Raw genomic sequence first — 25666 nt, 5'->3', positions numbered from 1 at the left:
CAGCATGGTGGAACCGGTGGCAGCGGACCGCCCGGCAGACGAACCGCCGCCCGAGGGGTGGTTCGCCGCGCCGGTGGCGGCCTTCGCGGGGCCGCTGTTCGCGGAGCTGGACGAGCGGATGCCGGAGCTCTCCGGGCTGGCTGCCGACGAGCGGACGGTCCTGCGCGAGGCGACGCGCGAGGCGCTCGGCCGCACGCTGCAACTCCGGCTCAACCGGGTGCTCCTGCTGGAGTTGAGAGCCGCCTCCCTGGCCGGCGAACTGTCCGGCGCGGACCCGGCCGCCCGCTGGGACGCCTTCCTCCGCCGCGCCTCCGCCCCCGAGTACGTCGAGGCCCTGCACCAGAGGTACCCGGCGCTGCGCGGACGGGCCTTCGCCTCCGGGCGCCTCCTGATCGAGGGCACCCTGGAACTGGGCAGGCGGCTGGTCGCGGACCGGGAGGCCCTCGCCGGCCTGCTCGGCGGGGATCCGGGACCCCTGCGTGCCCTGGAGCTCGCCCGCGGGGACACCCACCACGGTGGACGGGCGGTGGCCCGGGTGCTCTTCGACGCGGGCAGCGTCATGTACAAGCCCAGGCCGGTGGAGGTGGACGCCGCGCTGCGCGCCTTCGTCGCAGCCGTCCCCGGCGCCGAGGACCTGGGCGTGCCGAGGGCATTGGTCCGGGACGGTTACGGCTGGGCCGAGCACCTCGGGCACCACTACTGCCGGGACGAGGCGGAGCTCGCCCGCTTCTACCGCGCGCTGGGCGGATGGCTGGCAGTGATGCGGCTCCTCGGCGGGACCGACCTGCACGCCGAGAACCTGGTGGCCCACGGTCCGGTGCCCGCCGTGGTCGATGCCGAGGCCCTGTTCACGCCCGACGTCGAGGTTCCGCCGAGCGGACGCGGCGACGCCGTCGACCGGGCGGCCCGGGAGATCCGCAACACCGTGCTGCGCACCGGCATCCTGCCGCTCCGCACCGACGGCTACGCCCTCGCCGGAGTGGACCTCTCGGCCGCGGGCGGACTGCCCGGCCAGCAGCCGCAGATCCGCGTCCCGGTCATCGTGGACGGGGGGCGGGACACCGCCCGCATGGAGGTCGGCGTGGTGGACCTGCCGCCGGCCCGTAACCATCCCAGCCCCGAGCCGGTGCTGATCCGGCACTGGGACCAGGTGCTGACCGGCTTCGACGGGCTCACCGGGGCACTGGCGAAGCTCGACGCGGACGGTGAGCTCGACTCCCTGATGAGGCTGTTCGACGGGTGTCAGGTCCGTAGGATCCGCCGACCCACGCAGGCCTACACGGACATCGGTCGGATGCTCTGGCACCCGGCTTCGCTGCACGACCCCGAAGCCGCCCTGGCGCGGGCCCGGGACATCCTCCATCGCAACGCCCTCGCCGCTCCCGGGGCTCCCGGCGATCCCACGGTGATCGACAGGGAGATCGCGGACCTGTTGATCGGCGACGTCCCCGTGTTCGGCGAGCGGGTGGACGGAGAGCGGCTGGCCGCCTTCCTGACCGGGTGGCGGCGGGCTGACTTCACCCGCGAGCGGGACACCATCCGCAGCGCCCTGGTCGGCGCCTATCTGAACGAGCGCCAGCTCCCCGACCGGACGAGGACGCCCGTGCGCTCGCCGAACGCCGAGGACCTGGACCGGCGCCGCCGGGCGCTGGCCGCCTCGGCCGCCGAGACGATCTGTGCGGCGGCCGTACGCGGCACCGACGCCACCACGACCTGGATCAGCCCGGTGCTCACGGACTACGGCTGGGCGGTCCGCCCGCTCGGTGCCGACCTCTACACCGGCCAGGGCGGCGTCGCCCTCGCCCTCGCGGAGTACCTGGGGGAGCAGCGTGCGGGGCGGGCCGACCCGGTGGCCGACGTCGAGTCCGTACTGGCCGGCACCCTGGAGGTGCTGGCCGCCACCGAGGACGCCACTTTGACCCGGCAGCTCGGGGGATTCACCGGACTCGCCTCGCAGGTGTGGACCTGGGCGGCCCTGCACCGGGTCCTCGGCACGACCGGACTGCTCGACCGGGCCCGTGCCAGGGCCGCGTTGTTGACTCCGGAGCTCATCGCCGAGGACCGGGCGCTCGACGTGCTCGGCGGTGCGGCCGGCGTGGTCGTCCCCCTGCTCGACCTCGCCGGGCTCACCGGTCAGGAGAAGTGGACGGACGTCGCCGCCGAGGCCGGACGGAGGCTGGAGCGGACCGCGATCGTCGACGACCGCGGAGCACGGTGGTCCACCGTGATGTTCCCGGAGGGCATCGGGGGCTTCGCCCACGGCGCCACCGGCGCCGGCTGGGCGCTCGCCCGACTCGCCCTCTCCGCTGCCGGGAGCGTGGCCGACCGCCGCCGCTGGTACGAACTGGCCTCCCTGGCGCATGACTTCGAGGAATCCCTCTACTCTCCCGGAGAACGGGCCTGGCTCGACGCACGGCTCGGGGGAGAGGTCGAGCACCCCACCGCCTGGTGCCACGGGAGCACGGGCATCGGTCTGGCCGCCGTCGACCTGTACGGACGCACCGGCGACCCCCGCCACCTGGACACCGCGCTCCGCTCGGGTCCCGCGGGCCTGCGCGAGGGCTTCGGCTGGAGTCACACCCTCTGCCACGGCGACCTCGGGCTCTGGGAGCTCCTCCACCACCTGCGCGGTCTGGAGGGGTACGAGGGGCCGTCCGCCGCGGAGACCGACGCGGAGCTGCTCACCGGCATCGAAGAGCGCGGTCCGGTCGGCGGCCTGGCCAAGGAGGCCTTCGCCCCGGGGTTGCTCCCGGGGATGGCCGGGGTGGTCCACCACCTCCTCCGGATGCACCCGGACGCCCGGCTGAGCTCTCCGCTCCTCCTGGCGCTCCCGCCGGAAGCGGAGCGGGTGACCGGGGAGCCGGCCGTGTGACCGGGCTCCGCCGCGGTGCCACCGGTGCGAAGCCCGAGGAGCAGCCGAACGGGGGCGCCCCCGACGGGCCGGTCGCCGCGCGTACGGCGGCCCGCCCCGCAGGGCACCGGCGGCCCGCCCCGCCCGGCCGGGGCGTGCCCGGGTGCACCCCCTCCGCCGGTCACCTGCCGGGTCCCGGTCCTGCGCGGGGGCGTCCCCGCGACCGACGACGGTGCGTCATCCGATGCCCTGGCGATCGGGCTTCAGGGCGAAGGCCCGGTCGGCCGCTTCCGGGGTCGAGCGCTCCACGGCCTGGGCCAGCAGGGCGCGGTGCCGCAGCAGGGGTTCCCGGCGTTCCTCGGGGGCGAGGGACAGCAGGTCGTCGATCCCGGCCAGCATCCGCCGCGAGACCTGCGGGCTGTTCGCCGAGTAGATCCGGATCTCGGCGAAGCCCAGGTCCACCAGGTCCGCCCAGGTCGGTACGTCCTGCACGAACCGCACCGGTCCCTCGCCCTTCCGTCCTTCCCGGTACTCCGCCGCGCCCAGCGGCCGTCCGGCCAGCGCCGCCAGGAACTGGGTGATCCGGTCCAGGCACTGCACGGCCGTCGTCGGGTCGTTGATGCCCGGGGAGAGCGCGCGCAGGGCGATGTCGGTGAGCTGTCGCAGTCCGAAGCCCAGGTCCTGGTGGAAGCTCCGCTCGATGCTCACCGAGACCGAGGAGGCCAAGCCCTTCGGTGCCGCACCGCCGTGCACCGCCAGGACCGGTGTTCCCGGCACCACGAAGTCCCCGATCCGGGGCAGCAGCCGGATCACCACCCCGTGGCGCCGTGCGGCCCGCACCAGGCGTGCCACGTTCACGTCCCGCAGCACGCCGGCGCGTCCCCGGTGCACCACGTGCTCGGTCACCGGTCCGAAGTCGCCGGCCTCGTCCTCCTGCCACGGCATCTTCGCTAGCACGTCGAACGAGTCCCAGGTGATCCGGTCCACCACGTGACTCACCCGCATCAGCCGTAGCGTCGAGTTCACGTAGACCACGAAGAGCAGCAGGCTGAGCCCCACCATCGCCAGGGTCAGGACCGACTGGAGCAGCGGCACGCTCGTCACCAGCCGCGGATCGGTCTCGCTCTCGTACGAGGTCAGCACGAGCAGTGACAGCAGGAAGGTGGAGAGGAAGACCGACAGGGTCGCCTTGGTGATCCGGCTCCGGACGAAGATCCGCACCACCCGGGGGGTGAACTGGCCGCTCGCCATCTGCACGGCGACCAGGGAGATGGAGAAGACGACGCCGATGAAGGTCATCATGGCCGAGCTGACCGTGGTCACGACCGTCTTCGCGTCGCTGACCACCGCGACGAGATCACCGACGGCGTCGTAGGCGTCCGCCTCCCGCAGGGTTTCGATGATCCTTCCGTCGAGCTGGGCGCAGCCCTGCCACACGAGGAAGACCAGCACCATGGCGGCGACCGGGGCGAACCAGAAGCTGTCCCGCAGGTGTTCGCGCAGCGGTGACAGCATCCGGGGGCGGCGGTAGCGAGCGTTGGGCGGCGGCGGGAAGGAGCTCACTCGACGCAGGCTAGGCGGAGGTGCTCCCCGGGGAGGCACGACGCCCCGCGTCGCACGGGGAACGATCCTCCGGACGTACGAGGCCGGGGCCGTCGGTCCCGGACGGTGGAACGCGCAGCGCACCGCACGACCGCGGACGGTGCTCCGGCAGCCCCCGGTGGGCCCGGAAGGGCGCCCCGGCGCGGGGGCGATCCGTACGCGGTTCCGGACGGCGGCCCGGCCCGTCCTTCCCCGGCGTCGGTCCTGGGATTCCCCCGCGCCGACCCCGTACGGGCTCTTACGCTGAGTGCCGTGACATCGAACAACAGACCCCTGGCCGTCTTCGACCTCGACAACACCCTGGCCGCGACGGCGCACCGCCAGCACTTCTTGGAGCGCAGGCCCAAGGACTGGAAGGCGTTCTTCGCGGCGGCGCCCGATGATCCGCCCCTGGAGGCCGGCGTCGCGCTCTGCCGCGAGGCGGCCGGGGAGTGCGAGGTGGTCTACCTGACCGGGCGGCCCGAGCGTTGCCGACGGGCGACCGTGGAGTGGCTGGCCGCACAGGGACTCCCGGAGGGGACGGTCCACATGCGGCGCAACCGTGACTTCCGGCCGGCCCGGGTGACCAAGGTCGAGGTTCTGCGTCGGCTCGCCGTCGACCGCGTGGTCAAGGTGTTGGTCGATGACGACCCGGCCGTGTGCGACGCGGTGGAGGCGGCCGGGTTCGCCGTCGTACGGGCCCGCTGGGCGGAGCCCTCCGAGGTGCTGCTGCAGGCGCAGGAGAAGGAGGGTCGCACCTGACGGCACCCTGTGCGGCGGCGGGACGCTTCGGTGCGCGCCGCCGCCGTCAGTCCTCGTCCTCCAGGCGGAAGCCGACCTTCAGACCGACCTGGTAGTGCTCGATCGTTCCGTCGACGAGATGGCCGCGCACCTGTGTGACCTCGAACCAGTCGAGGCCCCTCAGGGTCTGTGACGCGCGCTGGATGCCGTTGCGGATGGCCTGGTCGACGCCTTCCGTGGAGGTGCCGACGATCTCGGTGACGCGGTAGGTGTGATTCGACATGGGGGCCGAACTCCTCTCGGTGCGGTCCCTCCACGGTGCCCCAGGGTGCGTCGGCGCGCGACACGACGACCGCCGGGTGGTTCACGGGGACTTACCGAAGGTAAGGGACGGAGCGCCCGTCGAGGGGGTGAAACGGAATGGTCAAGGACTTGACCATCTGGTTGGTCCAGACCAGAATCCAGGCCACATACCCGCGCGAACACCCCGTTCGGTCCCCCCATGCCGGGTCAGTCCCTCCCCATGCACACGACACCGTGCTGAACCCGAGCAGAAGGTGACCCACGTGAAGAACCGCCATCTCGCCTGCCCCCTGGCCGCCGCCACCGCGCTCGCCCTCGCGGGCTGCGGGATGCTGCCGGGCGGCGACGGCGGAACGAAGACCGTCAACATCTGGCTCATGCGGGACAGCGCCAGCGAGGACTTCCTCACGCGCTTCACCGAGGAGTACGAACAGGAGCACGACGGCGTTCGGCTCCAGATCACCATCCAGGACTGGACCGGCATCGGCAAGAAGGTCACCGAAGCGATCGAGGGGTCCGGCGGGCCCGACGTCATCGAGGTCGGCAACACCCAGGTCGCCCAGTACGCCGACACCGACAAGCTCTTCGACGTGACCCTGGAGTCGATCCGCGACCTCGGCAGCGAGGACTGGCTGCCCGGCCTCGCCGAACCCGGCAGCATCGGCGGGAGCCAGTACGGCATCCCCTGGTACGCGGCCAACCGCATCGTCATCTACAACAAGGACCTCTTCCGGGACGCCGGCATCGAGAAGCCGCCCGCCACCCGCGACGCGTGGCTCGACGACACCGAGAAGCTCAACAAGAACGGTTCCCAGGGCATCTACCTCGCCGGACAGGACTGGTACACCCTCGCCGGCTTCATCTGGGACGAGGGCGGCGAACTCGCCGTTGACAAGGGCGGCCAGTGGAACGGGACGCTCGACACCCCGGCCGCCCAGCGCGGCATGGCCTTCTACAAGGAGCTCCAGTCCCTCGGCTCCGGCCCGAAGAACGCCGACGAGCAGACCCCGCCGCAGGCGGACGTCTTCGCGCGGGGCGACGTCGCCCAGCTCATCGCCACCCCCAGCGCCGTCGCCGCCATCCTCAAGGTCAACCCGGAACTCAAGGACAAGCTCGGCTTCTTCCCCATACCGGGCAAGAAGGAGGGGCAGCCCTGCGCCGTCTTCACCGGCGGCTCCGACCTCATCATCCCGGAGAACGCACCCCAGCGCGACGCCGCCCTCGACGTCGTCAAGGCACTCGCCGGCGAGAAGTGGCAGTCCGAACTGGCCCGCGCCATGGGCTACGTGCCCAACAAGAAGGGCCTCGCCTCCGTCGTATCCGGCCAGGAAGCCACCGCCGTCATGGCGCAGGGCGCCGCGCGCGGTCGCGCCACCCCCAACTCCCCCCAGTGGGCGAGCGTCGAGGCCGACAACCCCATCAAGCCGTACATGACGGCCGTCCTCCTGGGCGAGGACCCCATGAAGGCGGCGCAGAAGGCTTCGACCGCCATCACCGACACCCTCGCCGAATAGCATTCAGCGTTCCCACACCCGAGGGCCCCCGGACGGTCATGTCGAATCCGCCCGGTCACGGAAGAAGTAAGGAGCCGGGTCGTCGCACACGCGGCCCGGCGCCGCCCCTTTCCCTTCCGTCCGCCGGAGGAGCCCGCCATGCCCGCACCGACGCCCACGCTCACCGCCCCCGCATCGCCCCAGGTTCCGACCGAGCAGCCCACGCCCCGGTACGTCGTCGGTCTCGCCCGGGACCAGGAGGAGGTGCGGGCCGCCCAGCGGCTGCGCCACCAGGTCTTCGCCGGCGAGCTCGGCGCACGGCTCGAAGGACCCGAGCCCGGTCTCGACAGCGACGCCTTCGACGCCTACTGCGACCACCTCTTGGTCCGGGAGGAGAGCACCGGAGAAGTCGTCGGCACCTACCGGGTGCTGCCGCCCGAACGGGCCGCCGTCGCCGGCCGCCTCTACTCCGAGAGCGAGTTCGACCTCACCCGGCTCGCCCCCATCAGGCACGACCTGGTGGAGGTCGGTCGCTCCTGCGTCCACCCCGCCCACCGCAACGGCGCCGTCATCGCCCTCATCTGGGCCGGCCTCGCCCGCTACATGACCCGGACCGGCCACAACTGGCTCGCCGGATGCTGCTCGCTCCCCCTCGCCGACGGTGGTGCCCTGGCCGCCGCCACCTGGGACACCGTCAAGGACAAGCACCTCGCCCCCGAGGAGCACTGGGTCACCCCGCACAAGCTCTGGAGCCCGGACGGCATCGCCCGGCCCGAGGGCCGCACCGAGCTCCCGCCGCTGCTCCGCGGCTATCTGCGGCTCGGCGCCTGGGTCTGCGGTGCCCCCGCGCACGACCCCGACTTCGGCGTCGCCGACCTCTATGTGCTCCTCTCGCTGCGCCGCACCCACCCGCGCTACCTCAACCACTTCCTCTCGCTCGCCCCGGCGCAGTGAACGGGTCCACGGCCCCCTCGCCGTGGCTCCCCACGGCACCCTGCACCCCCGGACGCTGTGCCGCCCACACCGAGGACGGTGCCGGCGATCCCTTCGAGCGCGGTGCCGGCGCCCGGGCCGAGCGGGCCGCCCTGCCCCTCGCCGTGGCCCGACTCCTCGCCGGTACCGGCACCGTCCTCCTCGGCGTCCTCCTGGCCCCGATCGCGGGGCTCCTACCGGTCGCGGCGCGACTCGCCCTCGTCCGGTGCTGGGTGCGGGCCGTGGTCCGCGCCTTCGGCGTCCGCGTGCGCCACACGGGAGCCACCGGTGCGACCCCCGGCCCCCTCCTCGTGGTCGCCAACCACGTGTCCTGGCTCGACATACCGATCGTCGCCGCCGTCCTGCCCGGACGGATGGTCGCCAAGACGGAGGTCCGGAGCTGGCCCGTCCTGGGGCCGCTGGCCGCGCTCGGCGGCACCGTCTTCGTCGACCGCGACCGGCTCAAGGCCCTGCCCGGCACCGTGCGGGACGTCACCGGAGCACTCTCCCGGGGCGGCCGGGTGATCGTCTTCCCCGAGGGCTCGACCTGGTGCGGCCGGGCCCGGGGGCGCTTCCGCCCTGCCGCGTTCCAGTCGGCCCTGGACGCAGGCTGCGCCGTACTGCCGCTACGGATCGACTACCGACCCACCGGATCCGCCGCGTACGTCGGGGACGATCCGCTGGGCGCGTCCCTGTGGCGGGTCGTGACCACGCGGCGGATCGTCGCCACCGTTCGAACGGCGGCTCCCCTGCCCAGCGGTCGGTACCCGGACCGTCGTGCCCTGGCCGCCGCGGCGCAGCAGGCCGTTGCCCACCTCGATGTCGTTCAGCGGGCCGTCGCCAAGGAGAGCGCGAACCTGCCCCCGCTGTCCGTCCACCAACGGGACAGCTCCAGGCCCGCGGCTGCCAGTTCCTCCCGCACGCCCTCCTGACGGAACTTCGCCGACACCTCCGTCCGCATCTCCTCGCCCGCCGCGAACGGCACCACGAGATCCAGTTCGGGGATCTTCACGGTCAGAGCGCGGCGGGCGCGCAGCCGCATCTCGATCCACTCCCGCTCGGCGTCCCACACCGCCACGTGCTCGAAGTCGGCCGGATCGGCGTCCGCCCCCAGCTCCCGGTCGATCACCGACAGCACGTTCTTGTTGAAGGCCGCCGTCACCCCGGCCGAGTCGTCGTACGCGGCCACGAGCGTGGCCTCGTCCTTCACCAGGTCCGTGCCGAGCAACAGCGCGTCGCCCGGTGCGAGCATGGCGCGGACCGAGTGCAGGAAGGCCCGCCGCTCGGCGGGCAGCAGATTGCCGATCGTTCCGCCGAGGAAGGCCACCAGACGCGGCCCGGGGGACCCCGGCAGCGCCAGCCCCCGCGTGAAGTCGGCGACGAGCGCGTGCACCGACAGCTCCGGCCGGTCGGCCAGCAGCGACTCGGCCGCCCCGGTCAGTGCGGACTCGCTCACGTCCACGGGCACGTACGCGACCAAACCCGGCAACAGCGCGTCGATCAGGAACCGCGTCTTCTCCGACGAGCCGGAGCCCAGCTCGACCAGGGTCTTCGCCCCGGTCGCGGTGGCGATCTCCGGTGCCCGTGCGGCCAGGATCTCCCGCTCCGCACGAGTCGGGTAGTACTCGGGCAGTCGGGTGATCTCCTCGAAGAGCTCACTGCCCCGGGCGTCGTAGAACCACTTGGGCGGCAGTTCCTTCGGGGAGCGGGTCAGGCCGTGGAGGACGTCGGCGCGCAGATCGGCGCCGGCGGCGTCCGGGGCGAGGGTGCGGGTCAATTGGAACGGGCTCACGCGGACGGCTCCTTGAGCGGAATGAGGACGACGTCGGAGCGGTCGGCGGTGACGAGCGTCCGCTCGGGCACCTCCCGCCAGTGGGGGTCGTCGTCGTACGGTTCGGAGGCCACGACCACGCGGTCGTGGCCCGACAGGTACCAGAGGCTGTTCCGCCAGGCGGTCGCGGCGATCTGCGCACCATCGGTGAGCAGCAGGTTGAGCCGGGCCCCGGGGACGGCGGCGGCGACCTCCCGCACGGTGTCGGCGAGTGCCGCCCCCGGTGCGTCGCCGGCCCGCAACCGGTGCAGCACGAGCCCCCACAGCAACGCGGAGTCGGTGCGGGCCTCCAACTGGAGCAGTTCCTGCGCCGGCAGCACGGAGGCGAGTTCCGCCAGGGAGTCGGACCACCTCTCGACCGAGCCGTTGTGGCTGAACAGCCAGGGACCGGCGGTGAACGGTGCCGCAGCGGCCTCTCCGTCCGCCCCGGGCAGCGTCGCCCCCCGAACCGCTCCGAGGAACGCCCCGGAGCGCACCACCCGGGCGAGGTCCGCGAAGGAGAAGTCACCCCAGATCGGACCGGCCCGTCGGTAGCGTGCGGGCACCGGATCCCCTTCGGCGTACCAGCCGACCCCGAACCCGTCCGCGTTCACCACGCCGCTGTCCTGGGTGCGGGGCTCCCAGGACTGGCGCAGCAGGGCGTGGGGCGGTCGGACGAGCAATTCCCCCAGTGCCACCGGTTCGCCCAGGTAGGCGATGTGGCGGCACATCAGTCGAGCTCCGCGGAGCGCGCCGTCCGGAAACCGGAGAAGATCTGTCGCCGCACCGGTAGGTCCCAGTTGCGGAACGTGCCCCGGCAGGCGACCGGGTCCACGGCGAAGGAGCCGCCGCGCAGCACCTTGTGCTCCGAGCCGAAGAACACCTCTGAGTACTCCTTGTACGGAAAGGCGGTGAACCCCGGGTAGGGCAGGAAGTCGCTGGCCGTCCACTCCCACACGTCACCGATCAACTGTCGTACGCCGAGCGGTGAGGCGCCCGCCGGATAGCTGCCGACCGCTGCGGGCCGCAGATGTCGTTGGCCGAGGTTCGCGTGCTCCGGCCCGGGGTCGGCATCGCCCCACGGATAGCGACGGGAACGCCCGGACACCGGGTCGTGGCGGGCCGCCTTCTCCCATTCGGCCTCCGTGGGGAGTCGGCGCCCGGCCCAGCGCGCATAGGCGTCCGCCTCGTACCAACTGACGTGCAGGACGGGTTCCTCCGCGGGGACCTGCTCCGTCACGCCGAACCTGCGGCGCAGCCATTGTCCGCCGTCCCAGCGCCAGAACAGCGGCGCCGCGATGCCGTGCTCCCGGATCTGGGCCCAGCCCTCGGGCTGCCACCAGCGCCGGTCCGCGTAGCCGCCGTCGGTCATGAAGGCCAGGTAGGCACCGTTCGTGACGGGGGTGGTGTCGATGTGGAAGGCGGGGACCTCGCGGGGATGCGCAGGTCGTTCGTTGTCCAGGGCCCAGGGCTCGCTCGACGTCCCCATCGTGAACGGGCCGCCGGGAACCAGGACTTCGGTCGGCAGTGGGCCGGACTCCGGAGCGGGAGGTGGCGGAGCCGTCAGGACCACCGGCCCCTTCCTCAGCTGATGGGTGATCAACATCGTTTCGTCGTGCTGCTGTTCGTGCTGGGCGATCATGCCGAAGGCGAAGGCGGCGTCGAGCAGCGGTCGCCCCTCCAGCGGAGTGCGTTCGAGCACGTCGAGGATCCGGAGCCGTACGTCCGCCGCATAGGCGCGGGCCTCGCCCGGCGACAGCAGCGGCAGCGACGGGCGGCTGGCGCGCGAGTGCTGGAAGGCGTCGTAGAGCGAGTCGATCTCGGGCCGCAGTGCATCACGTCCCGCGACGGCCCGCCACAGCCACTGCTCCTCCTGATTGCCGATGTGCGCCAGGTCCCAGACGAGCGGTGACATCAAGGGCGAGTGCTGTGCGACGAGTTCGACGTCCTCGACGCACGAGGTGAGCAGGGCCGTGCGCTCCCGCGCGGCGACGAGGGCGTCGAGGGCCTGCCGCCGCAGGGCCTCGTGATCGACTTCGGCATCCGTCCCCGTACTGCTCATGACGTCACCACCTGGAGGTCGTCGGCCGGGCAACTCCCGGGAACCACGTACTGGTCGCGGAAGGCGGCCACGGCCCGCCGAACCCGCTCGCTCGCCCCGATCCGGGGCAGCGCGTCGAGCGCGGCGGAGAACACGGCCACGGCCGCGCCGTGCAGTTCGGGGTCGGCGAGGCCGTCACGGGCCGCCGCCCGCCACAGCCGGTTGCGCGGAGCGGGTTCCGTCCCGGCCCGCTCCGCCAGCGGTTTCACCACCCGGTACACGGTCTCCGCCGCGTGCGGGTCCTCGAACACGGCCGTCGTCACCGCCACCGGAACCATCCAACCGTCCGGCCCCGGCTGAGCGTCGACCATGCGCAGCTCCAGGTGGCCGCGCGGTCGTACCGGTGGGAAGAGGGTCGTCATGTGGTAGCGCAGGTCGTCGACGTCGACCGGACGGGGCAGGCCCGAGCGCAGCCACTCCCGGAAGGTCAACCCCTCCGGGACCTCCCACGGCCCCTCCTCGGCCCGTATGCACAGCACCGGAGTGTCCAGGACGTGCGCGGCCCACTCCGCGCGGGGCTCCCCGTCGGGCGTCGGGGCGAGCGTTCGCCGGGGGTCGAGGTCCGTCCACAGGGCCTGGCGCGTCGAACGCCAGCCGGTCCGGCGTCCGCCGTGCACCGGAGAGTTGGCGAACGCGGCCACCAGTACCGCGCCCAACAGGTGCGCCAGCTGCCAGCGCCGGTGGTAACCGAGCGGCCCCGGTTCCTCCAGGCCGGCGTCGAGGCAGATCTGCACCGACGCCGAGTCGCACATCATCGCCCGTCCGGCCGGCCCGGTCCGGTCGAGCGCGATCTCCATCGCGTCGTAACGGGGCTCGTGCAGGACCCGGCTGCGCGGCGCGTGCCAGGGGTCCACCCCGTATCCGCTCAAGGTGAGGCCGAGCGGGCCGAGCGCCGCCCGCACCGCCGTCAGATCGGCGGCGAGGGAGTCCAGGCACTCCATGAGCGATCCGGCCGGGCGCGAGCTGAGCTCCAACTGCCCGCCGGGTTCGAAGGTGAGGGCCGACACCAGGGGAAGCGACCGCACGGTGTCGAGCGCAGCCGCGAGCTTGGCCGGCCGCACGGGAAGGCGGGGGTCATCCAGTTCGTGCACGAGCCACTCCAGCTCCGCCCCCACGGTGCGGGGCGGGCCGGTCTTGAAGCAGATGCAGCGCAGTAGGTCTTCCGCCTCCGCCTCCGTGAGAGGGGGGCCGCCCCGCGGTACGCCGCTCGGCGACATCCGTGCACCTCCTGGTCCTCCGGGCCGCGGTGGGCCCGCTCCGGTGAGCCGCTGCTTCCACCTAAAGCCACCGTCGAGCGCCGTGCAAGAGCGCCTCGCACGTTTCCCACGCGCCCCCTGTGCCTCCGCTCGTCCGAAAACCCCCGGCAGCACGGCGGGACACGGAAAACCCTTTGCACCCATTGAGAGGAAACGATCATGCTGCCTTCATGAGTGCACGCCTGCGAGAGCTCGCCCGACGGACCGAAGAGATCGTCGCTGCGGGCCGCTACAGCGCCGCCGACGGCCGAACCGTCTCCATCGCCGACGATCTGGCCGCAGCCCTGTCCGGAACCCGCCTCCACGGCCCCGAGCCCGTCCCGGTCACCCCGGACACCGACCGCACGGCGGTCCTCACGGTCACCCCCGAAAGCAGCCTGGCCGCGGCCCGCCGCATGACCACGGCCGATGCCGACCGCCCGGTGGCCGTCCTGAACTTCGCGTCGGCCCGCAACCCCGGCGGCGGCTACCTCAACGGCGCCCAAGCCCAGGAGGAGGCGCTCTGCCGCTCCTCCGCCCTCTACGCCACCCTGCTGCGGGCTCCCGAGTACTACGACCACCACCGGTCCCAGCGGGACGCCCTCTACACGGACCGGGTCATCCACTCGCCCCGTGTCCCGGTCTTCCGCGATGACCGGGGCGCGCTGCTGGCCGACCCCTTCACGGTCGGCTTCCTCACCTCACCCGCGCCCAACGCGGGCGCAGTCCGCCGCAACACCCCCGAGCTCGCGGGCCGCCTGCCGGCCGCCCTCGCCTCCCGGGCCGAACGCGTCCTGGAGACGGCTGCCGCAGCCGGGTACCGCCGACTCGTCCTCGGCGCGTGGGGTTGCGGAGTCTTCCGCAACGACCCGGCGCAGGTCGCCAGCACCTTCAGGGCCCTCCTCACCGGTGACGGACGCTTCGCCGGGCACTTCGACGAGGTCGTCTTCGCGGTCCTGGACCGTACCTCCGGCACTCCGACGTTGGCCGCCTTCCAGCGTGTCCTCGGCTGACCGCCTGACGTGCGCCCCGCTTGCCCCCGTGCCAGGCTGAAGGGATGCGGACCACCGTCCGAAACCCCTCACGGGAGGCATGATCGTGGGCAAGAAACAGACCCGTACGAACCGGGGAGCCCGTACCGGCGGTCATGAGCACCGCAGCGACGCAACCGCGAAGGAGAAGGCCGCACCGACCCCCGCGAGAGAGTCGTCGATGCCGCTCGTCGAGCACGCGTCCCACCGCAAGGAGCGGAAGTTCGGCCACAACTGAGGTTATGACCGAGGCGCCCACCGGGTGACCCCACGGATCCTGCGCCCGGGCCCGCACCGTCGTGGTCGTGGGCCCGGTGCCTGCGGTGGGGGCGTCGGGTGCGCTCCCTCGTTCCCGACTCCGGTCCGTACGGCTCCGAGCGCTCCCCGCACCTCCGAGGCCCCTCAGGAGGTGGGCGGAGCCGGCGTCGTGACCGCTTCCCGCCCCCTCCGCGGCGTCCGGCCCGTCGCCCCGGGGCGCCTGCGGACCGGCCCGGCGCGGGGGCCGTCAGATCCAGCCCTCCAGCACGGACATGAAGCCGTCGAAGTCGTCCCGGTGGATGGTGTGTCCGGCCCCCTTCACCGTACGGAGTTCGAAGCCGCGCTCCGTCAGCATCCGGGCGTGCTCCGGCCGTACCAGGAAGCTCGGGTCGGCGAGGGCGACGAGGGAGGGCACGGCGGGCCGGGACGGCCAGAGGTCGGCCCCCACGGACGGAGCCAGCCCGTGTGCCGTCCGCTCGTCCCAGTCCCGCACCGATGCCATTTCGAGGTCGAGGTCCTCGTCCGACCAGTGCGGATTGAAGCCCTTGACCTGCTCCGGGGTCAGTGTCTTCCCCCTGGTGAAGAGCTCCGGGCGGTAGCCGCAGGGGCCGGCCGCAAGGTGCCAGGCCGGGTCCGAGTACACCGCACGGGAGGGGCGCAGACGCTCCACCGCCTGGGCGAGGACGAGCCCGCCGAGTGAGTGTCCGATCGCCAACTCCGCTTCGACCGGGAGGTTTTCGACCAGATCGTCGGCATGGTCTTCGGGCCGGTAGGCCTCCGGGCCCGCAGCCCGGGCGCTCGCCCCGTGTCCCCGCAGGTCCACGGCGATCACCCGATAGCCGTGCCCGGCCAGTGCCGGGCCGACCCGCCGCCAGGTGCGGTGGTCGGCCATCAGGCCGTGGACGAGCAGGGCCGTCCGGTCCCCGGATCCCCAGGTCGTGGTGTGCAAGCGCACGGAGCCGTCTCTCCTTCGGTGCTCGGCGGTCGCCGACGGGGGTCAGCGCACGCTGCGGATGGGGCGCACCGCCAGCGCGCCGAGCACCGACAGTACGGCTGCCACCAGGAAGAGCGCCGTGTATCCGCCACTCACCGAGACCACGAGCGAGGCCGCGAAGGGGGCGATGATCTGGGGACCCGCGTTGGCGACGTTGAGGACGCCCATGTCGCGGGCCGCGTCTTCGGCCCGGGGCAGCACCATGGTGACCAGGGCGGTGTCGACGGCCATGTAGCAGCCGAAGCCGAGGCCGTTGACGGCGGCGAAGGTCAGCATGGCCGTCCAACTGTTGGACACGGCGGGGACGAGCAGGGCCACGGCGGCCAGCGCGGCGGAAGCACCGACGAAGAGCTTGCGCCGGTCGAACCGGTCCGAGAGCCAGCCGCCGAGCACGGTGGAGACCACCATGGCGATCGAGCCGACCGGCATGAGGATCGCCACGGCCTCTTCGGGGCTCAGCCCGGCCGGCAGGTCGGTGTGGTCCTTCAGGACGTACAGCTGGAACCCGGCCACCGAGAAGTAGCCGAGGACCAGCAGGGCGCGTCCGATGAACGCCCAGCGGAAGTCGTGCTCCTTGAGGGCGTCGCCGAAGGCCGCGAGCTGCTGTTTGACGGGCAGCGGGGCCTTCGGGGGCATGCGTTCCTCGCGGGCGCAGGCGGTGAACAGCACGGCGGTGGCGGCGAGGATCGCGCCGAAGGCGAGATAGCCGGTCCGGTAGTGCTCGGAGAAGGCCGCGCCGAGCAGGGCGCCGATCGTGGAACCGACGGGGAGGCCGAGCCCGACGGCGGCCGAGGCCCTGCCCCGTGCGGACACGGGTATCCGGTCCGGCACCACGGAGGTGAGGGCCGCCTGGTAGACGTTCATGACGGCCTGGCCGAGGCACCAGGCGATGGCGACCAGCAGGATCGTGTTGACGCTCCCGAGGAGGAACATCACGGGGAGGGCGAGCAGGCCGCCGGCGAGGATCCAGGGGTTGCGGCGCCCCGAGCGGTCGGACAGGGCACCCGCGACCGGGTTGAAGACGGTCGCGAAGATCGCTGAGATGCCGGAGACGAGGCCGAAGTTCGCCACCTTGTCCGCGGGGTCGATGGCCTCGATCTGGAGTGCCAGGAGAATGCCGGGGACGCCGATGTACAGCGCGTACATGGCGGTGTTCCCGGCGAGCAGCAGGGGCAGCAGGCCGCGCGTCGGCCGGGCGCCCGGCGCGTGGGGGCCGCTGGTGGGCGGGGCGGTGGCGGAGCCCGGAGCGTCGGAGCCCGGAGCGTCGGAGCCGGGGGAGGAAAGGGCCATGGTTGCCCTCCTGGGGAGATCGCCTGGCGGGGCGAGAGCGGATGCGAGTCATGTGGTTACACGTGTCAGTGGCACGTGTGAGCATTGTCTAGCACCCATATCCGGCCATCCGCCAGACCTCGGGCCGGATCGTTCTGGAAAGATGCCGGACCGATGAGCCAACCAACCGAACAGTCCCCCGAGCGCCCCTCCAGGCACGCGGTCCCGACCAGTGCCGATGTCGCGCGCCTCGCCGGCGTATCCCGGGCCACCGTCTCGTACGTCCTGAACAACACTTCGGCCGTCCGCATCAGTGAACCCACCCGGCGCCGGGTGCGCGAGGCCGCCGAAGAACTCGGCTACGTACCCCACGCCGCCGCCCGCAGCCTGCGCGCAGGGCACAGCCGCATGGTCCTGCTGCCGACCTCCCACGTCCCGGTCGGACCGCTCTACAGCCGGTTCTTCAACGACTTCCAGTGGGCGCTGCGCCGCCTCGACTACACGGTGGTCCAGTACGGCAGCGTCGGCCTGGAGGCGGAGGAAGCGGCCCGCGCCTGGGCCGAGCTGCGCCCGGTGGCCGTCGTCTCGCTCGGCGAGGTGGAGCTCACCGGGCAGGGCGTCGAGATCCTGAAGCGCTCCGGGGCCCGTGCCGTGATCACCCTCGGCACCCAGCGCGTCGAGGGCACCCATGCGCTCGTCATGGACCAGGGACGGGTCGGCGAGGTGGCGACCGCGCACCTCCTGGACACAGGGCGGCGCCGGATCGGCGTGGTCATCCCGGAGGAGCCGGGGCTCGCCATGTTCTCCGGGCCCCGGCTCGACGGCGCCCGCCGAGCGGCCCGGGGCACCGGGGCGAGCGTCGTGCCCCTGCCCCTGCGGTACGAGGAGGAGTCGGCGTCCGCCCTGGCCGCACGGTGGGGCGAACTCGGACTCGACGGCGTCTTCGGCTACAACGACGAGTACGCGATGCTGCTCATGAGGGCCCTCCAGGACGCCGGGGTCGCGGTGCCGGGGGAGACCGCCGTCGTCGGTGCCGACGACCTGCTCCTCGGCCGGCTGCTGCGACCCCGGCTCAGCACCGTGCGGATCGACATGGTGCTCGGCAGCGAACTCGCGGAGCTGGTCGACCGTGCCGTCCGCGACCCGGACGCGGCACCCGTCAGCCGGGACCTGCTGGACTCACGGGTCGTCCGCCGGGAATCGAGCTGAGTGCGGAACCCCGAGCGACGGGACGTCCCGCTCCGGGGCGCCGCCGGTCGGTGGCGCCCCGCGGCTCCCGGACCGGACGGCGACCCCGCTGGTCATCCGCTTCCTCCCCGCAACCGGTGCCGTCCGGCGAGAGTTCCGGTGAGCGCTTAGTTTCGGTGCATGAGCACAGTTCCGAAGCGGTTCGAGATCCTGTTGGTGCCCGAGCACGTCGAGGACCGGGGCGGGGCCTCCGTCGCGGACAGCGCCGTCCGTTCGGCCGTGGTCGAGGCCACCGGGCGGCACGGGGAGTCGGGCTATCCGATCTACGAGGGGCACGGCATCCGGGCCGACGTCGACCCCGGGACGCTCACGGTCGAGGCGCTGCTCGTCGACGGCCGCGAACTCGACTACGGCCTCACGGCGCTCGTCCGGCCCGTGGCGCCGGGATGACCGTCCGGTACCTCCCGCATCCTCCCGATCGTTCCGAAACGGCCCGTTGACACGACGGGCCGTCGGGAGAGACCCTGCGCGCGCATCCGGGTGAAGATTGCCTCGCCCGGCGAACAGTGTCGTTCCGCAGGTCACGTGGGAGAGAACCGATGAGCATCCGCGACGTCTACATCGTCGACGCCGTCCGCACCCCGATCGGGAAGTTCGGGGGTGCCCTCGCCCCGGTGCGCCCCGACGACCTCGCGGCCCACGTCGTCCGGGCGCTCGTCGACCGTTCGCCCGCGCTCGACCCCGCACGGGTGGACGACGTCTACTTCGGCGACGCGAACGGCGCGGGCGAGGACAACCGCGACGTCGCACGGATGGCGGTCCTGCTCGCCGGGCTGCCCGTCAGCGTTCCCGGAGTGACCGTCAACCGCCTCTGCGGCTCCGGCCTCGAAGCCGTGATCCAGGCCGCCCGCGCCATCGCGCTCGGCGACGCCTCCGTGGCGATCGCGGGCGGCGTCGAGTCGATGTCCCGCGCCCCCTGGGTCCTGCAGAAGCCGGAGCGGGCCTTCCCCGCCGGTCACCAGCAGCTCCACTCCACGACCCTCGGCTGGCGCATGACGAACCCGCGGATGCCCGCCGAGTGGACGGTCTCCCTGGGGGAGGGCGCGGAACTCGTCGCCGACAAGCACGGCATCACCCGGGAGCAGCAGGACGCCTTCGCCCTCGCCAGCCACCGCAAGGCGGCTGAGGCCTGGGCGAAGGGCCTCCACGACGACGAGGTCGTCCCCTACCCGGGCGTGGACCTCGGCCGTGACGAGTGCATTCGCGACACCACGTCGATGGAGGCCCTCGCCAAGCTCAAGCCCTCCTTCCGCCCCGAAGGCGGCACCGTCACGGCGGGCAACTCCTCGCCGCTCAACGACGGTGCGGCGGCGCTGCTCCTCGTCGACGAGGAAGGGCTGCGGGAGACCGGCCGGGAGCCGCTCGCCCGGATCCGCACCTCCGCGGTCACCGGCATCGAACCCCAGCTCTTCGGCCTCGGCCCGGTGGAGGCCGTCCGCCGGGCCCTGGGGAAGGCCGGACGTTCCTTCGCCGACCTCACGACCTTCGAGCTCAACGAGGCCTTTGCCGCACAGTCCCTCGGCTGCCTCGCCGAATGGCCGGAACTCGACCCCGAGATCGTCAACCCGCGCGGCGGAGCCGTTGCGATCGGCCACCCCCTGGGGGCCTCCGGCGCCCGCCTGGCGGGTTCGGTGGCCCACCAGCTCGCGGCGGCGGGTTCCGGTACGGGCCTCGCCGCGCTCTGCATCGGCGTCGGCCAGGGCCTCGCGCTGGTCCTGGAGCGCTGACTCCGGACGGTCGGCGTCGCACGGCGCGCGAGTGGGGTGCGGGAAGTCCTCCCGCACCCCACTCGGCGCGACTCACTTCGCCTGGGCGTCCGCGATGGACTTGCGGACCTCGTCCATGTCCAGCTTCCGCGCCTGACCGATGACGTCCTCCAGCGCCGCCTCCGGCAGCGCGCCGGGCTGCGCGAACACGGCCACCTTGTCACGGACGATCATCAGGGTCGGGATCGAGCGGATCTCGAACGCCGCCGCGAGCTCCTGCTGCGCCTCGGTGTCCACCTTGGCGAAGACGAGGTCCTGGTGGCGCTCGGAAGCCGCTTCGAAGACCGGTCCGAACTGACGGCAAGGACCGCACCACGAAGCCCAGAAGTCGATGAGGACGAACCCGTTCCCGCTCACGATCTCGTCGAAGTTGTCCTTGGTGAGCTCTACGGTGCTCATGCTGCCTGCCTTTCGGGTCTCCTGGTGGTGGTCCTCACGGTTCCCTGGGGACTCGTCGGGCACAACGGCGTATCGAGCCGCGCTATTCCGGACCGCTCCCACCAGACTGGGAGCCATGACACGAATGGTGGAAGACGAGCACGCCTTCGACGTGGTCGTGATCGGCGCGGGTCCGGTCGGCGAGAACGTCGTCGACCGGGTACGGGCAGCCGGTCTCAGCGCGGCGATCGTCGAGGGAGAGTTGATCGGCGGCGAGTGCTCGTACTGGGCGTGCATGCCCAGCAAGGCGCTCCTCCGCCCCGCCCTGGCCCGCTCCGACGCCCGGAAGGTCGCCGGACTGCGGAAGGCGGTGTACGGCCCCTTGGACGCGATGGAGGTCTTCGCGCACCGCGACTCCGTCGTCGGTGACTGGAAGGACGACGGCCAGATCGACTGGCTGGACTCGATCGGGGCCCGGGTGTTCCGCGGCCACGGCCGGCTCCGGGGACCGCGCCGGGTCGAGGTGGCGGGCCCCGAGGGGGAGCTCCACCTGCTCACGGCCCGCCACGCGGTCGCCCTCTGCACCGGCACCCGCGCCCTCCTTCCCGAACTTCCGGGGCTGCCGGGGGCGCACCCGTGGACCAGCCGTGAGGCGACCAGCTCCGACCGGGTGCCCGAGAGGCTCGTCGTGGTCGGTGGGGGAGTGGTCGGCGTGGAGATAGCCACCGCGTGGCAGGCCCTCGGGGCGAAGGTGACCCTGCTGGTGCGGGGCCGGGGGCTGCTGCCGCGCATGGAGCCGTTCCTCGGCGAGCACGTGGCGGATGCGCTCGCCATGCGCGGGGCGGACGTCCGCACGGGGGTTTCGGTGAGTGCCGTGGTGCGCGACGGGGGCACCGGGCCGGTCACCGTGGTGCTGGAGGGCGGCGACCACGTCGAGGGCGACGAGGTCCTCTTCGCGACCGGTCGGAAGCCGCGCACCGAAGACGTCGGCCTGGAGACCGTCGGCCTGACGCCGGGCTCTTGGCTCGACGTCGACGACAGCCTGCGGGTCACCGGCAGCGACTGGCTCTATGCCGTCGGGGACGTCAACCACCGTGCGCTCATGACGCACCAGGGCAAGTACCAAGCCCGCATCGCCGGTGCCGCGATCGCCGCCCGGGCGCACGGCGACGCTCCTTTGGACACCGGACAGTGGGGTGCGCACGCGGCCACGGCCGACCGCGCCGCCCTGCCGCAGGTCGTGTTCAGCGACCCCGAAGCGGCTGCCGTGGGGCTCACCCTCGCCGCGGCGGAACGCGCGGGCCACCGGGTGCGGGCCGTCGACGTGGACCTGCGGCAGGTCGCGGGCGCGGACCTGTACGCCCAGGGCTACCGGGGGCACGCGCGCATGGTCGTCGACCTCGACCGGGAGGTGGTCCTCGGCGCAGCCTTCGTCGGGCCCGGCATCGGAGAGCTCCTCCACTCGGCGACGGTCGCCGTCGCGGGGGAGGTCCCGATCGCCAGGCTCTGGCACGCCGTTCCCGCGTATCCGACGCTGAGCGAGGCGTGGCTGCGCCTCCTGGAGGCGTACCGGGGCTGATGCCGCGTCACCCGTCGGCGTTGCGGGCGGGCCCGCCGGTCTCGCCCGGGTACGGGGGGACCAATGCGCGGGCTGCCGAGCGCGCTACCTCCAGGGCCGGCCGGGCGTCCCGACCCGACTCCTGCCCCAGGACCACCCGAGTGCTCAACCCGTCCAGCAGGGCAAGGAGTTCGGAGGCACGGGCGCCCGCGTCGAGCGGTGCGAAGCGCCGGCGTGCCACCCCCGCCGTCAGCAGGGCCTCCAGGTCTGTCTGCCAGGCCGCGTCGAGTTCCACCTGGGCCTCGCGGAGCCCGGCGTTGCCAGGCGTGCGGGCCCACAGCTCGATCCACAGCGTCCAACGCGGGTCGCGGGGGCCGCGAGGAAGGTAGAGCCGGAGGAAGAGGTCGAGCTTGCGCTCGGCCGTGGTGCGTCGGCCGAGGAGCGCGCGTCGTTCCTCGGCCAGTGCCGCCTCGCTCCACCGGAGGGCCGCCAGCAGCAGGAGGTCCTTGCTGCCGAAGTAGTAGAGGATGTGGCCGCCGCTCGTCCCGAGCCGCTCGGCGAGCGCCGCCATGGTGAGGGACGCGAGGCCGTCCTCGGCGATCGCCGCCATGGCCTCCTCGAGCATCCGCTCCTGGGTGACGTTCCCGTCCCTCCGCCGTGTTGAGCCTGCCACTGCAGTCGTCCCCGTCCTGTGCGTCGCGCGCCCCGCGACTCCGCTGTCTGCGGGATCGACCTTAACCGCACCCTCCTCGGGTCTTGACGCGCCCCGGGCCCGTCCCACATCTTGAATGCCGTTCTAAAAATTAGAACGGCATTCAAGGTTTTCTCCGCGAGAGGAGTGCGATGTGCTCGCACGCGACACGGCGCCCGTGACCACGGACCGAACGGCGACCGACGAGGTCTTCCAGGTCGAGGAGCACGGCATCGACCCGATCCCCGACGCCGAGCGGCACGGCGACGCCAAGGACGTCTTCTGGCTCTGGTTCGGCTCGAACCTCACCTTCACCTACGTCATCAACGGCGCCCTCGCCGTCGCCTTCGGGCTCTCCTTCTGGCAGGCCACCGCCGTCGTGGTGGTGGGCGGCCTCGCCTTCCTGGTCATCGGCGCCGCCGGGCTCAGCGGAGTCCGCACCGGCACCGCCACCCTCGTCATCTCCCGCGCGGCCTTCGGGCGCCGAGGTAACTGGCCCGCCGGCCTCCTCAACTGGATCGTCAGCATCGGCTACACCATCGTCAACACCGTGGTGGGCACCCTGGCGCTCGAAGCCTTCTTCGCCGACCTCGGCTGGAACGGTGGACACGCCACCCGGGCCCTCGCCCTCGCCGTCACCCTCGCCCTGACCTTCGCCGTCGCCCTCTGGGGCCACGCCACCGTGCAGTTCGCCGAACGTTGGATGGCGTACGTCCTCGCCGCGGGCTTCGCCGCCCTCCTCGTCCTGCTGCTGCCCGGCGCCGACACCTCCGCCCCCGCCGCCGCACCCGGAGCCTCGGGCTGGAGCCTCGCCTTCGTCGTCATGCTCGCCGGCCCCTTCTCCTACCTCCCCATGCCCGCCGACTACACCCGCTACCTCCCCCGTACCACCCGCCTCAGAGCCGTCACCTGGAGCGGCGCCCTCGGCGGCTTCCTCTCCTCCGTGGCCCTGGGCGTCGCCGGAGTCGCCGCAGCGACCCAGGTCGACATGACCGACGCCGTCGCAGGCACCGAGAGCCTCCTCCCCGGCTGGTTCCAACCCCTCTTCCTCGCACTGGTCCTCGGCGGCTCCGTCACCAACTCGATCATCACGCTCTACTCGTCGAGCCTGAACCTCCAGGTCCTCGGCATCCCCTGGACCCGGGCCCGCGCCATCGTCATCAGCGCGGCCGTCACCGCGGTGGGCTCCCTCGGCGCACTCTTCCTCGCCGACTTCACCACCTCGCTCCTCTCCTTCCTCTCCCTCCTGATCATCGTCTTCGCCCCCTGGGGCGGGGTCTTCCTCGCCGACATGGTGCTCCGCCGCTGCACCTACGACACCGATGCGCTACACGCCGACGGAAGCGGCGCCTACTGGTACCGGTCCGGCTGGCATCCGGCCGGCGCGGCCGCGCTCCTCACCGGACTGCTCTTCTCGGCGCTGACCTGTGACTCCGAACTGTGGACCGGTCCGCTCGTCGCCCCGCTCGGCGGCGCGGACCTCACCCTGCTCGGTTCGGTCGTCTCCGCCCTGACCTATGTGCTCCTCGCCCGCGGGCGGGTCACCCCGGTCACCTCCTGAGCACCCCCACCCGCCCTGCGCGGGGAGCACCCCCGTGCCCCAGCACGCACGGCCACGCTCCCGGTCGGTGTCCCGCCCCGGCCCGCCCCACCACCCGTACGACACGGAGCCGCACCCCATGAACCGCATCCCCGCCGACCTCGTCCTCACCGGGGCCCGCATCCACACCGTCGACCCCGAGCTTCCCGAGGCCCAAGCCCTCGCCGTCCGTGCCGGCCGCATCGTCTGGATCGGCTCCGATGCCGGGGCCGACGTCTGGACCGGACCCGACACGCGGGTCCTCGACGCCGCCGGACGCCTCGTCCTGCCCGGTTTCGTCGACGCCCACAACCACGTCCGCCTCGGCTCTGACGACGCCTGCGCCCAACTCGCCGGAGCCGGCGACCTCGACGAGATCCACCGACGCATCCGCACCTGGCACGCCGCCCATCCGGACGCCGAATGGATCGAGGCCGAGGCCTTCGACTACTCGGCCGTCCCCGAGGGGCGGATGCCCACCGCCGCCGACCTGGACCCGGCCACCGGTGACACCCCGGCCCTCGTCCTCAGCTACGACGTCCACACCGCCTGGCTCAACACCGCAGGCCTCCGCCGCCTCGGCATCGACCGCGACCACACCGACCTGCCCTTCGGACGGGCCGTCACCGACCCGGCCACCGGCGAACCCACCGGCTTCGTCAAGGACTTCGCCGTCAAGGGCCTCTCCCGCGAAGGCCATCGCGCCCTGCGCGCGCTCGGCCTGCCCTGGGCCTCGCCGGACCGCCAGTACGCACGGCTCGCCAAGAGCCTGGACGACGCCATCGGCTACGGCATCACCACCGTCGTCGAGCCGCAGAACTCCCTCGACGACCTCGCCCTCTTCGAGCGCGCCCGCGCCGAGGGGCGGTTGCGTTCCCGGATCGTTGCCGCACTCTTCCACCCGCGCGGCACCAGCACCGCGGACCTCGACGCCTTCCAGGCCGCGGCAGCCCGGTACGCCGACGACCGGTTCCGGGTCGGTCCGCTCAAGCTGTACATCGACGACGTCGTCGAGCCCCGCACCGCCGCGCTCCTGGAACCGTACGCCGGCTGCTCCCACCACCGGGGCGACACCTTCTACCCGGCCGAGGAGTTCGCCGAGCTGCTCACCCGACTCGACGCGCGCGGCTTCCAGTGCTTCGTCCACGCCACCGGCGACCGGGGCATCCGCACCGTGCTGGACGCCGTGGAACGGGCGCGCGCCGTCAACGGGCCCCGCGACGCGCGCCACCAGATCGTGCACGTCGAATGCCTCGACCCCGCCGACACCCCGCGCTTCGCCGCCCTCGGCGTCACCGCCTGCATGCAGCCCCGACACGCCGCCCCGGACATCGCGGGCCCCGGCCGGGACTGGGCCGAGAACGTCGGCCCGGAGCGCTGGCACAAGGCCTGGCCGCTGCGCAGCCTGAACGAGGCAGGAGCGGTCCTCGCGCTCTCCAGCGACTGGAACGTCGCCGAGATGGACCCCATGGTCGGCATCCACGCAGCCGTCACCCGCCGTCCGCGCGGTGGTGGCGAGCCCTGGACGGCGGGCGAGACGATCGACGTCGCCACCGCCGTCGAGGGCTACACGATGGGCTCCGCCCACGCCAACTTCCTCGAACACGAGCGGGGCTCGTTGACGGTGGGGAAGCTCGCCGACTTCGTCGTCCTCTCCCGCGACATCCTCCGCGTGGACCCCGAGGAGATCCCGGGCACGGTGGCGGAGACGGTGGCGGTCGGTGGCGAGGTGGTCGTCGAGCGGCGCGGCGGCGCGTGACGGACGGGGCCGCCCGCCCGCTCCCCGGGCGGGCGGAACGCCCCGCTG

23 protein-coding genes are annotated in these 25666 nt (G+C 72.8%); 13 read left to right on the top strand and 10 right to left on the bottom strand.

The genetic code is table 11. The features are described 5' to 3' along the window. The first annotated feature begins 4 nt into the window (after positions 1-4). Entirely contained in the window at positions 5-2872 is a 2868-nt protein-coding gene (locus ACFW2Y_RS05135; RefSeq protein ID WP_384873746.1) for a type 2 lanthipeptide synthetase LanM family protein, read from the top strand. 216 nt (positions 2873-3088) lie between these two features. On the opposite strand, the gene ACFW2Y_RS05130 is transcribed toward ACFW2Y_RS05135, so the two are convergent. Beyond that, positions 3089-4366 carry a DUF2254 domain-containing protein gene (locus ACFW2Y_RS05130; RefSeq protein ID WP_384873772.1) on the bottom strand — a complete coding sequence of 426 codons (1278 nt, stop codon included), beginning with the start codon at positions 4364-4366 and terminating at the stop codon, positions 3089-3091. A 339-nt stretch (positions 4367-4705) separates the two neighbouring features. Between ACFW2Y_RS05130 and ACFW2Y_RS05125 the strand changes: the two genes are divergently transcribed. Beyond that, entirely contained in the window at positions 4706-5194 is a 489-nt protein-coding gene (locus ACFW2Y_RS05125; RefSeq protein ID WP_384873743.1) for a hypothetical protein, read from the top strand. Between the two features lie 46 nt (positions 5195-5240). On the opposite strand, the gene ACFW2Y_RS05120 is transcribed toward ACFW2Y_RS05125, so the two are convergent. Then, positions 5241-5456 (bottom strand): dodecin, encoded by a 216-nt coding sequence (locus ACFW2Y_RS05120; RefSeq protein WP_384873741.1) that lies wholly within the window; start codon positions 5454-5456, stop codon positions 5241-5243. 283 nt (positions 5457-5739) lie between these two features. Here ACFW2Y_RS05120 and ACFW2Y_RS05115 point away from each other — a divergent pair, with 283 nt between their 5' ends. The 3 genes from ACFW2Y_RS05115 (at position 5740) to ACFW2Y_RS05105 (ending at position 8873) form a co-directional block, all read left to right on the top strand. Then, positions 5740-6990, top strand: a complete 1251-nt coding sequence (locus ACFW2Y_RS05115) for an extracellular solute-binding protein (RefSeq protein WP_384873738.1) — start codon at positions 5740-5742, stop codon at positions 6988-6990. Between the two features lie 138 nt (positions 6991-7128). Then, a complete protein-coding gene (locus tag ACFW2Y_RS05110) occupies positions 7129-7923 on the top strand; it encodes a GNAT family N-acetyltransferase (protein WP_384873735.1) in 795 nt (264 codons plus the stop codon). Continuing rightward, on the top strand, positions 7920-8873 hold the full coding sequence (locus ACFW2Y_RS05105; protein ID WP_384873732.1) for a lysophospholipid acyltransferase family protein: 954 nt from the start codon (positions 7920-7922) through the stop codon (positions 8871-8873). The genes ACFW2Y_RS05110 and ACFW2Y_RS05105 overlap by 4 nt, the downstream gene beginning before the upstream one ends. On the opposite strand, the gene egtD is transcribed toward ACFW2Y_RS05105, so the two are convergent. The 4 genes from egtD to egtA are packed head-to-tail and all read right to left on the bottom strand — an operon-like array spanning position 8768 to position 13069. Further along, the gene (gene egtD / locus ACFW2Y_RS05100) at positions 8768-9733 is read right to left on the bottom strand and encodes an L-histidine N(alpha)-methyltransferase (RefSeq protein WP_384873729.1); all 966 of its coding nucleotides are present in this window, start codon (positions 9731-9733) and stop codon (positions 8768-8770) included. The genes ACFW2Y_RS05105 and egtD overlap by 106 nt on opposite strands. Further along, positions 9730-10482 (bottom strand): ergothioneine biosynthesis protein EgtC, encoded by a 753-nt coding sequence (gene egtC, locus ACFW2Y_RS05095; protein WP_384873726.1) that lies wholly within the window; start codon positions 10480-10482, stop codon positions 9730-9732. The genes egtD and egtC overlap by 4 nt, the downstream gene beginning before the upstream one ends. Then, positions 10482-11813, bottom strand: coding sequence for an ergothioneine biosynthesis protein EgtB (egtB, locus tag ACFW2Y_RS05090; protein ID WP_384873723.1), 1332 nt, complete (start codon positions 11811-11813; stop codon positions 10482-10484). The genes egtC and egtB overlap by 1 nt, the downstream gene beginning before the upstream one ends. After that, entirely contained in the window at positions 11810-13069 is a 1260-nt protein-coding gene (egtA, locus tag ACFW2Y_RS05085) for an ergothioneine biosynthesis glutamate--cysteine ligase EgtA (protein ID WP_384873719.1), read from the bottom strand. The genes egtB and egtA overlap by 4 nt, the downstream gene beginning before the upstream one ends. A 209-nt stretch (positions 13070-13278) precedes the next feature. On the opposite strand from egtA, the gene ACFW2Y_RS05080 reads away from it, so the two are divergent. Together ACFW2Y_RS05080 and ACFW2Y_RS05075 are read left to right on the top strand one after the other, a co-directional pair. Beyond that, entirely contained in the window at positions 13279-14100 is an 822-nt protein-coding gene (locus ACFW2Y_RS05080; protein WP_384873716.1) for a TIGR02452 family protein, read from the top strand. 79 nt (positions 14101-14179) lie between these two features. Beyond that, complete coding sequence (locus ACFW2Y_RS05075) at positions 14180-14356, top strand: hypothetical protein (RefSeq protein WP_384873713.1); 177 nt, start codon at positions 14180-14182, stop codon at positions 14354-14356. A 267-nt stretch (positions 14357-14623) separates the two neighbouring features. Here ACFW2Y_RS05075 and ACFW2Y_RS05070 read toward each other — a convergent pair whose 3' ends face one another. Both ACFW2Y_RS05070 and ACFW2Y_RS05065 read right to left on the bottom strand, forming a co-directional pair. Next, a complete protein-coding gene (locus tag ACFW2Y_RS05070) occupies positions 14624-15331 on the bottom strand; it encodes an alpha/beta fold hydrolase (RefSeq protein ID WP_384873710.1) in 708 nt (235 codons plus the stop codon). Between the two features lie 42 nt (positions 15332-15373). Next, positions 15374-16660, bottom strand: a complete 1287-nt coding sequence (locus tag ACFW2Y_RS05065; protein ID WP_384873707.1) for an MFS transporter — start codon at positions 16658-16660, stop codon at positions 15374-15376. A 153-nt stretch (positions 16661-16813) separates the two neighbouring features. On the opposite strand from ACFW2Y_RS05065, the gene ACFW2Y_RS05060 reads away from it, so the two are divergent. The 3 genes from ACFW2Y_RS05060 to ACFW2Y_RS05050 all read left to right on the top strand — a co-directional run bounded on the left by ACFW2Y_RS05060 (position 16814) and on the right by ACFW2Y_RS05050 (position 19614). Then, complete coding sequence (locus ACFW2Y_RS05060; RefSeq protein WP_384873704.1) at positions 16814-17848, top strand: LacI family DNA-binding transcriptional regulator; 1035 nt, start codon at positions 16814-16816, stop codon at positions 17846-17848. A 159-nt stretch (positions 17849-18007) separates the two neighbouring features. Further along, the gene (locus ACFW2Y_RS05055; protein WP_384873701.1) at positions 18008-18277 is read left to right on the top strand and encodes a hypothetical protein; all 270 of its coding nucleotides are present in this window, start codon (positions 18008-18010) and stop codon (positions 18275-18277) included. A 149-nt stretch (positions 18278-18426) separates the two neighbouring features. Next, a complete protein-coding gene (locus tag ACFW2Y_RS05050) occupies positions 18427-19614 on the top strand; it encodes a thiolase family protein (protein ID WP_384873698.1) in 1188 nt (395 codons plus the stop codon). A gap of 72 nt (positions 19615-19686) precedes the next feature. Here the strand turns inward: ACFW2Y_RS05050 and trxA are convergent, their stop codons facing one another. Then, positions 19687-20052 (bottom strand): thioredoxin, encoded by a 366-nt coding sequence (gene trxA, locus ACFW2Y_RS05045; RefSeq protein ID WP_384873695.1) that lies wholly within the window; start codon positions 20050-20052, stop codon positions 19687-19689. Positions 20053-20167: 115 nt separating this feature from the next. Here trxA and ACFW2Y_RS05040 point away from each other — a divergent pair, with 115 nt between their 5' ends. Next, a complete protein-coding gene (locus ACFW2Y_RS05040; RefSeq protein WP_384873692.1) occupies positions 20168-21610 on the top strand; it encodes a dihydrolipoyl dehydrogenase family protein in 1443 nt (480 codons plus the stop codon). 7 nt (positions 21611-21617) lie between these two features. On the opposite strand, the gene ACFW2Y_RS05035 is transcribed toward ACFW2Y_RS05040, so the two are convergent. After that, on the bottom strand, positions 21618-22262 hold the full coding sequence (locus tag ACFW2Y_RS05035; RefSeq protein ID WP_384873689.1) for a TetR/AcrR family transcriptional regulator: 645 nt from the start codon (positions 22260-22262) through the stop codon (positions 21618-21620). A 172-nt stretch (positions 22263-22434) separates the two neighbouring features. On the opposite strand from ACFW2Y_RS05035, the gene ACFW2Y_RS05030 reads away from it, so the two are divergent. Together ACFW2Y_RS05030 and ACFW2Y_RS05025 are read left to right on the top strand one after the other, a co-directional pair. After that, positions 22435-23841, top strand: a complete 1407-nt coding sequence (locus tag ACFW2Y_RS05030) for a purine-cytosine permease family protein (RefSeq protein WP_384873686.1) — start codon at positions 22435-22437, stop codon at positions 23839-23841. A 118-nt stretch (positions 23842-23959) separates the two neighbouring features. Further along, entirely contained in the window at positions 23960-25618 is a 1659-nt protein-coding gene (locus ACFW2Y_RS05025) for an amidohydrolase (RefSeq protein ID WP_384873683.1), read from the top strand. Positions 25619-25666: the final 48 nt, after the last annotated feature.

This window comes from Streptomyces sp. NPDC058877, from assembly GCF_042742855.1.
Lineage (GTDB): Bacteria > Actinomycetota > Actinomycetes > Streptomycetales > Streptomycetaceae > Streptomyces.
The sequence above is the reverse complement of the archived record's forward strand: the minus strand, read 5'-3'. Positions and strand labels throughout refer to the sequence as shown.

Excerpts from the sequence above, each read along its gene's own strand:
- ACFW2Y_RS05050 (WP_384873698.1), top strand. The coding sequence starts at position 18,427 with ATGAGCATCCGCGACGTCTACATCGTCGACGCCGTCCGCACCCCGATC.
- ACFW2Y_RS05065 (WP_384873707.1), bottom strand. The coding sequence starts at position 16,660 with ATGGCCCTTTCCTCCCCCGGCTCCGACGCTCCGGGCTCCGACGCTCCG.
- ACFW2Y_RS05080 (WP_384873716.1), top strand. The coding sequence starts at position 13,279 with ATGAGTGCACGCCTGCGAGAGCTCGCCCGACGGACCGAAGAGATCGTC.
- ACFW2Y_RS05135 (WP_384873746.1), top strand. The coding sequence starts at position 5 with ATGGTGGAACCGGTGGCAGCGGACCGCCCGGCAGACGAACCGCCGCCC.
- trxA (WP_384873695.1), bottom strand. The coding sequence starts at position 20,052 with ATGAGCACCGTAGAGCTCACCAAGGACAACTTCGACGAGATCGTGAGC.
- ACFW2Y_RS05075 (WP_384873713.1), top strand. The coding sequence starts at position 14,180 with ATGATCGTGGGCAAGAAACAGACCCGTACGAACCGGGGAGCCCGTACC.
- egtA (WP_384873719.1), bottom strand. The coding sequence starts at position 13,069 with ATGTCGCCGAGCGGCGTACCGCGGGGCGGCCCCCCTCTCACGGAGGCG.
- ACFW2Y_RS05055 (WP_384873701.1), top strand. The coding sequence starts at position 18,008 with ATGAGCACAGTTCCGAAGCGGTTCGAGATCCTGTTGGTGCCCGAGCAC.
- ACFW2Y_RS05130 (WP_384873772.1), bottom strand. The coding sequence starts at position 4,366 with ATGCTGTCACCGCTGCGCGAACACCTGCGGGACAGCTTCTGGTTCGCC.
- ACFW2Y_RS05110 (WP_384873735.1), top strand. The coding sequence starts at position 7,129 with ATGCCCGCACCGACGCCCACGCTCACCGCCCCCGCATCGCCCCAGGTT.
- ACFW2Y_RS05025 (WP_384873683.1), top strand. The coding sequence starts at position 23,960 with ATGAACCGCATCCCCGCCGACCTCGTCCTCACCGGGGCCCGCATCCAC.
- ACFW2Y_RS05120 (WP_384873741.1), bottom strand. The coding sequence starts at position 5,456 with ATGTCGAATCACACCTACCGCGTCACCGAGATCGTCGGCACCTCCACG.
- egtC (WP_384873726.1), bottom strand. The coding sequence starts at position 10,482 with ATGTGCCGCCACATCGCCTACCTGGGCGAACCGGTGGCACTGGGGGAA.
- ACFW2Y_RS05040 (WP_384873692.1), top strand. The coding sequence starts at position 20,168 with ATGACACGAATGGTGGAAGACGAGCACGCCTTCGACGTGGTCGTGATC.
- egtB (WP_384873723.1), bottom strand. The coding sequence starts at position 11,813 with ATGAGCAGTACGGGGACGGATGCCGAAGTCGATCACGAGGCCCTGCGG.
- ACFW2Y_RS05060 (WP_384873704.1), top strand. The coding sequence starts at position 16,814 with ATGAGCCAACCAACCGAACAGTCCCCCGAGCGCCCCTCCAGGCACGCG.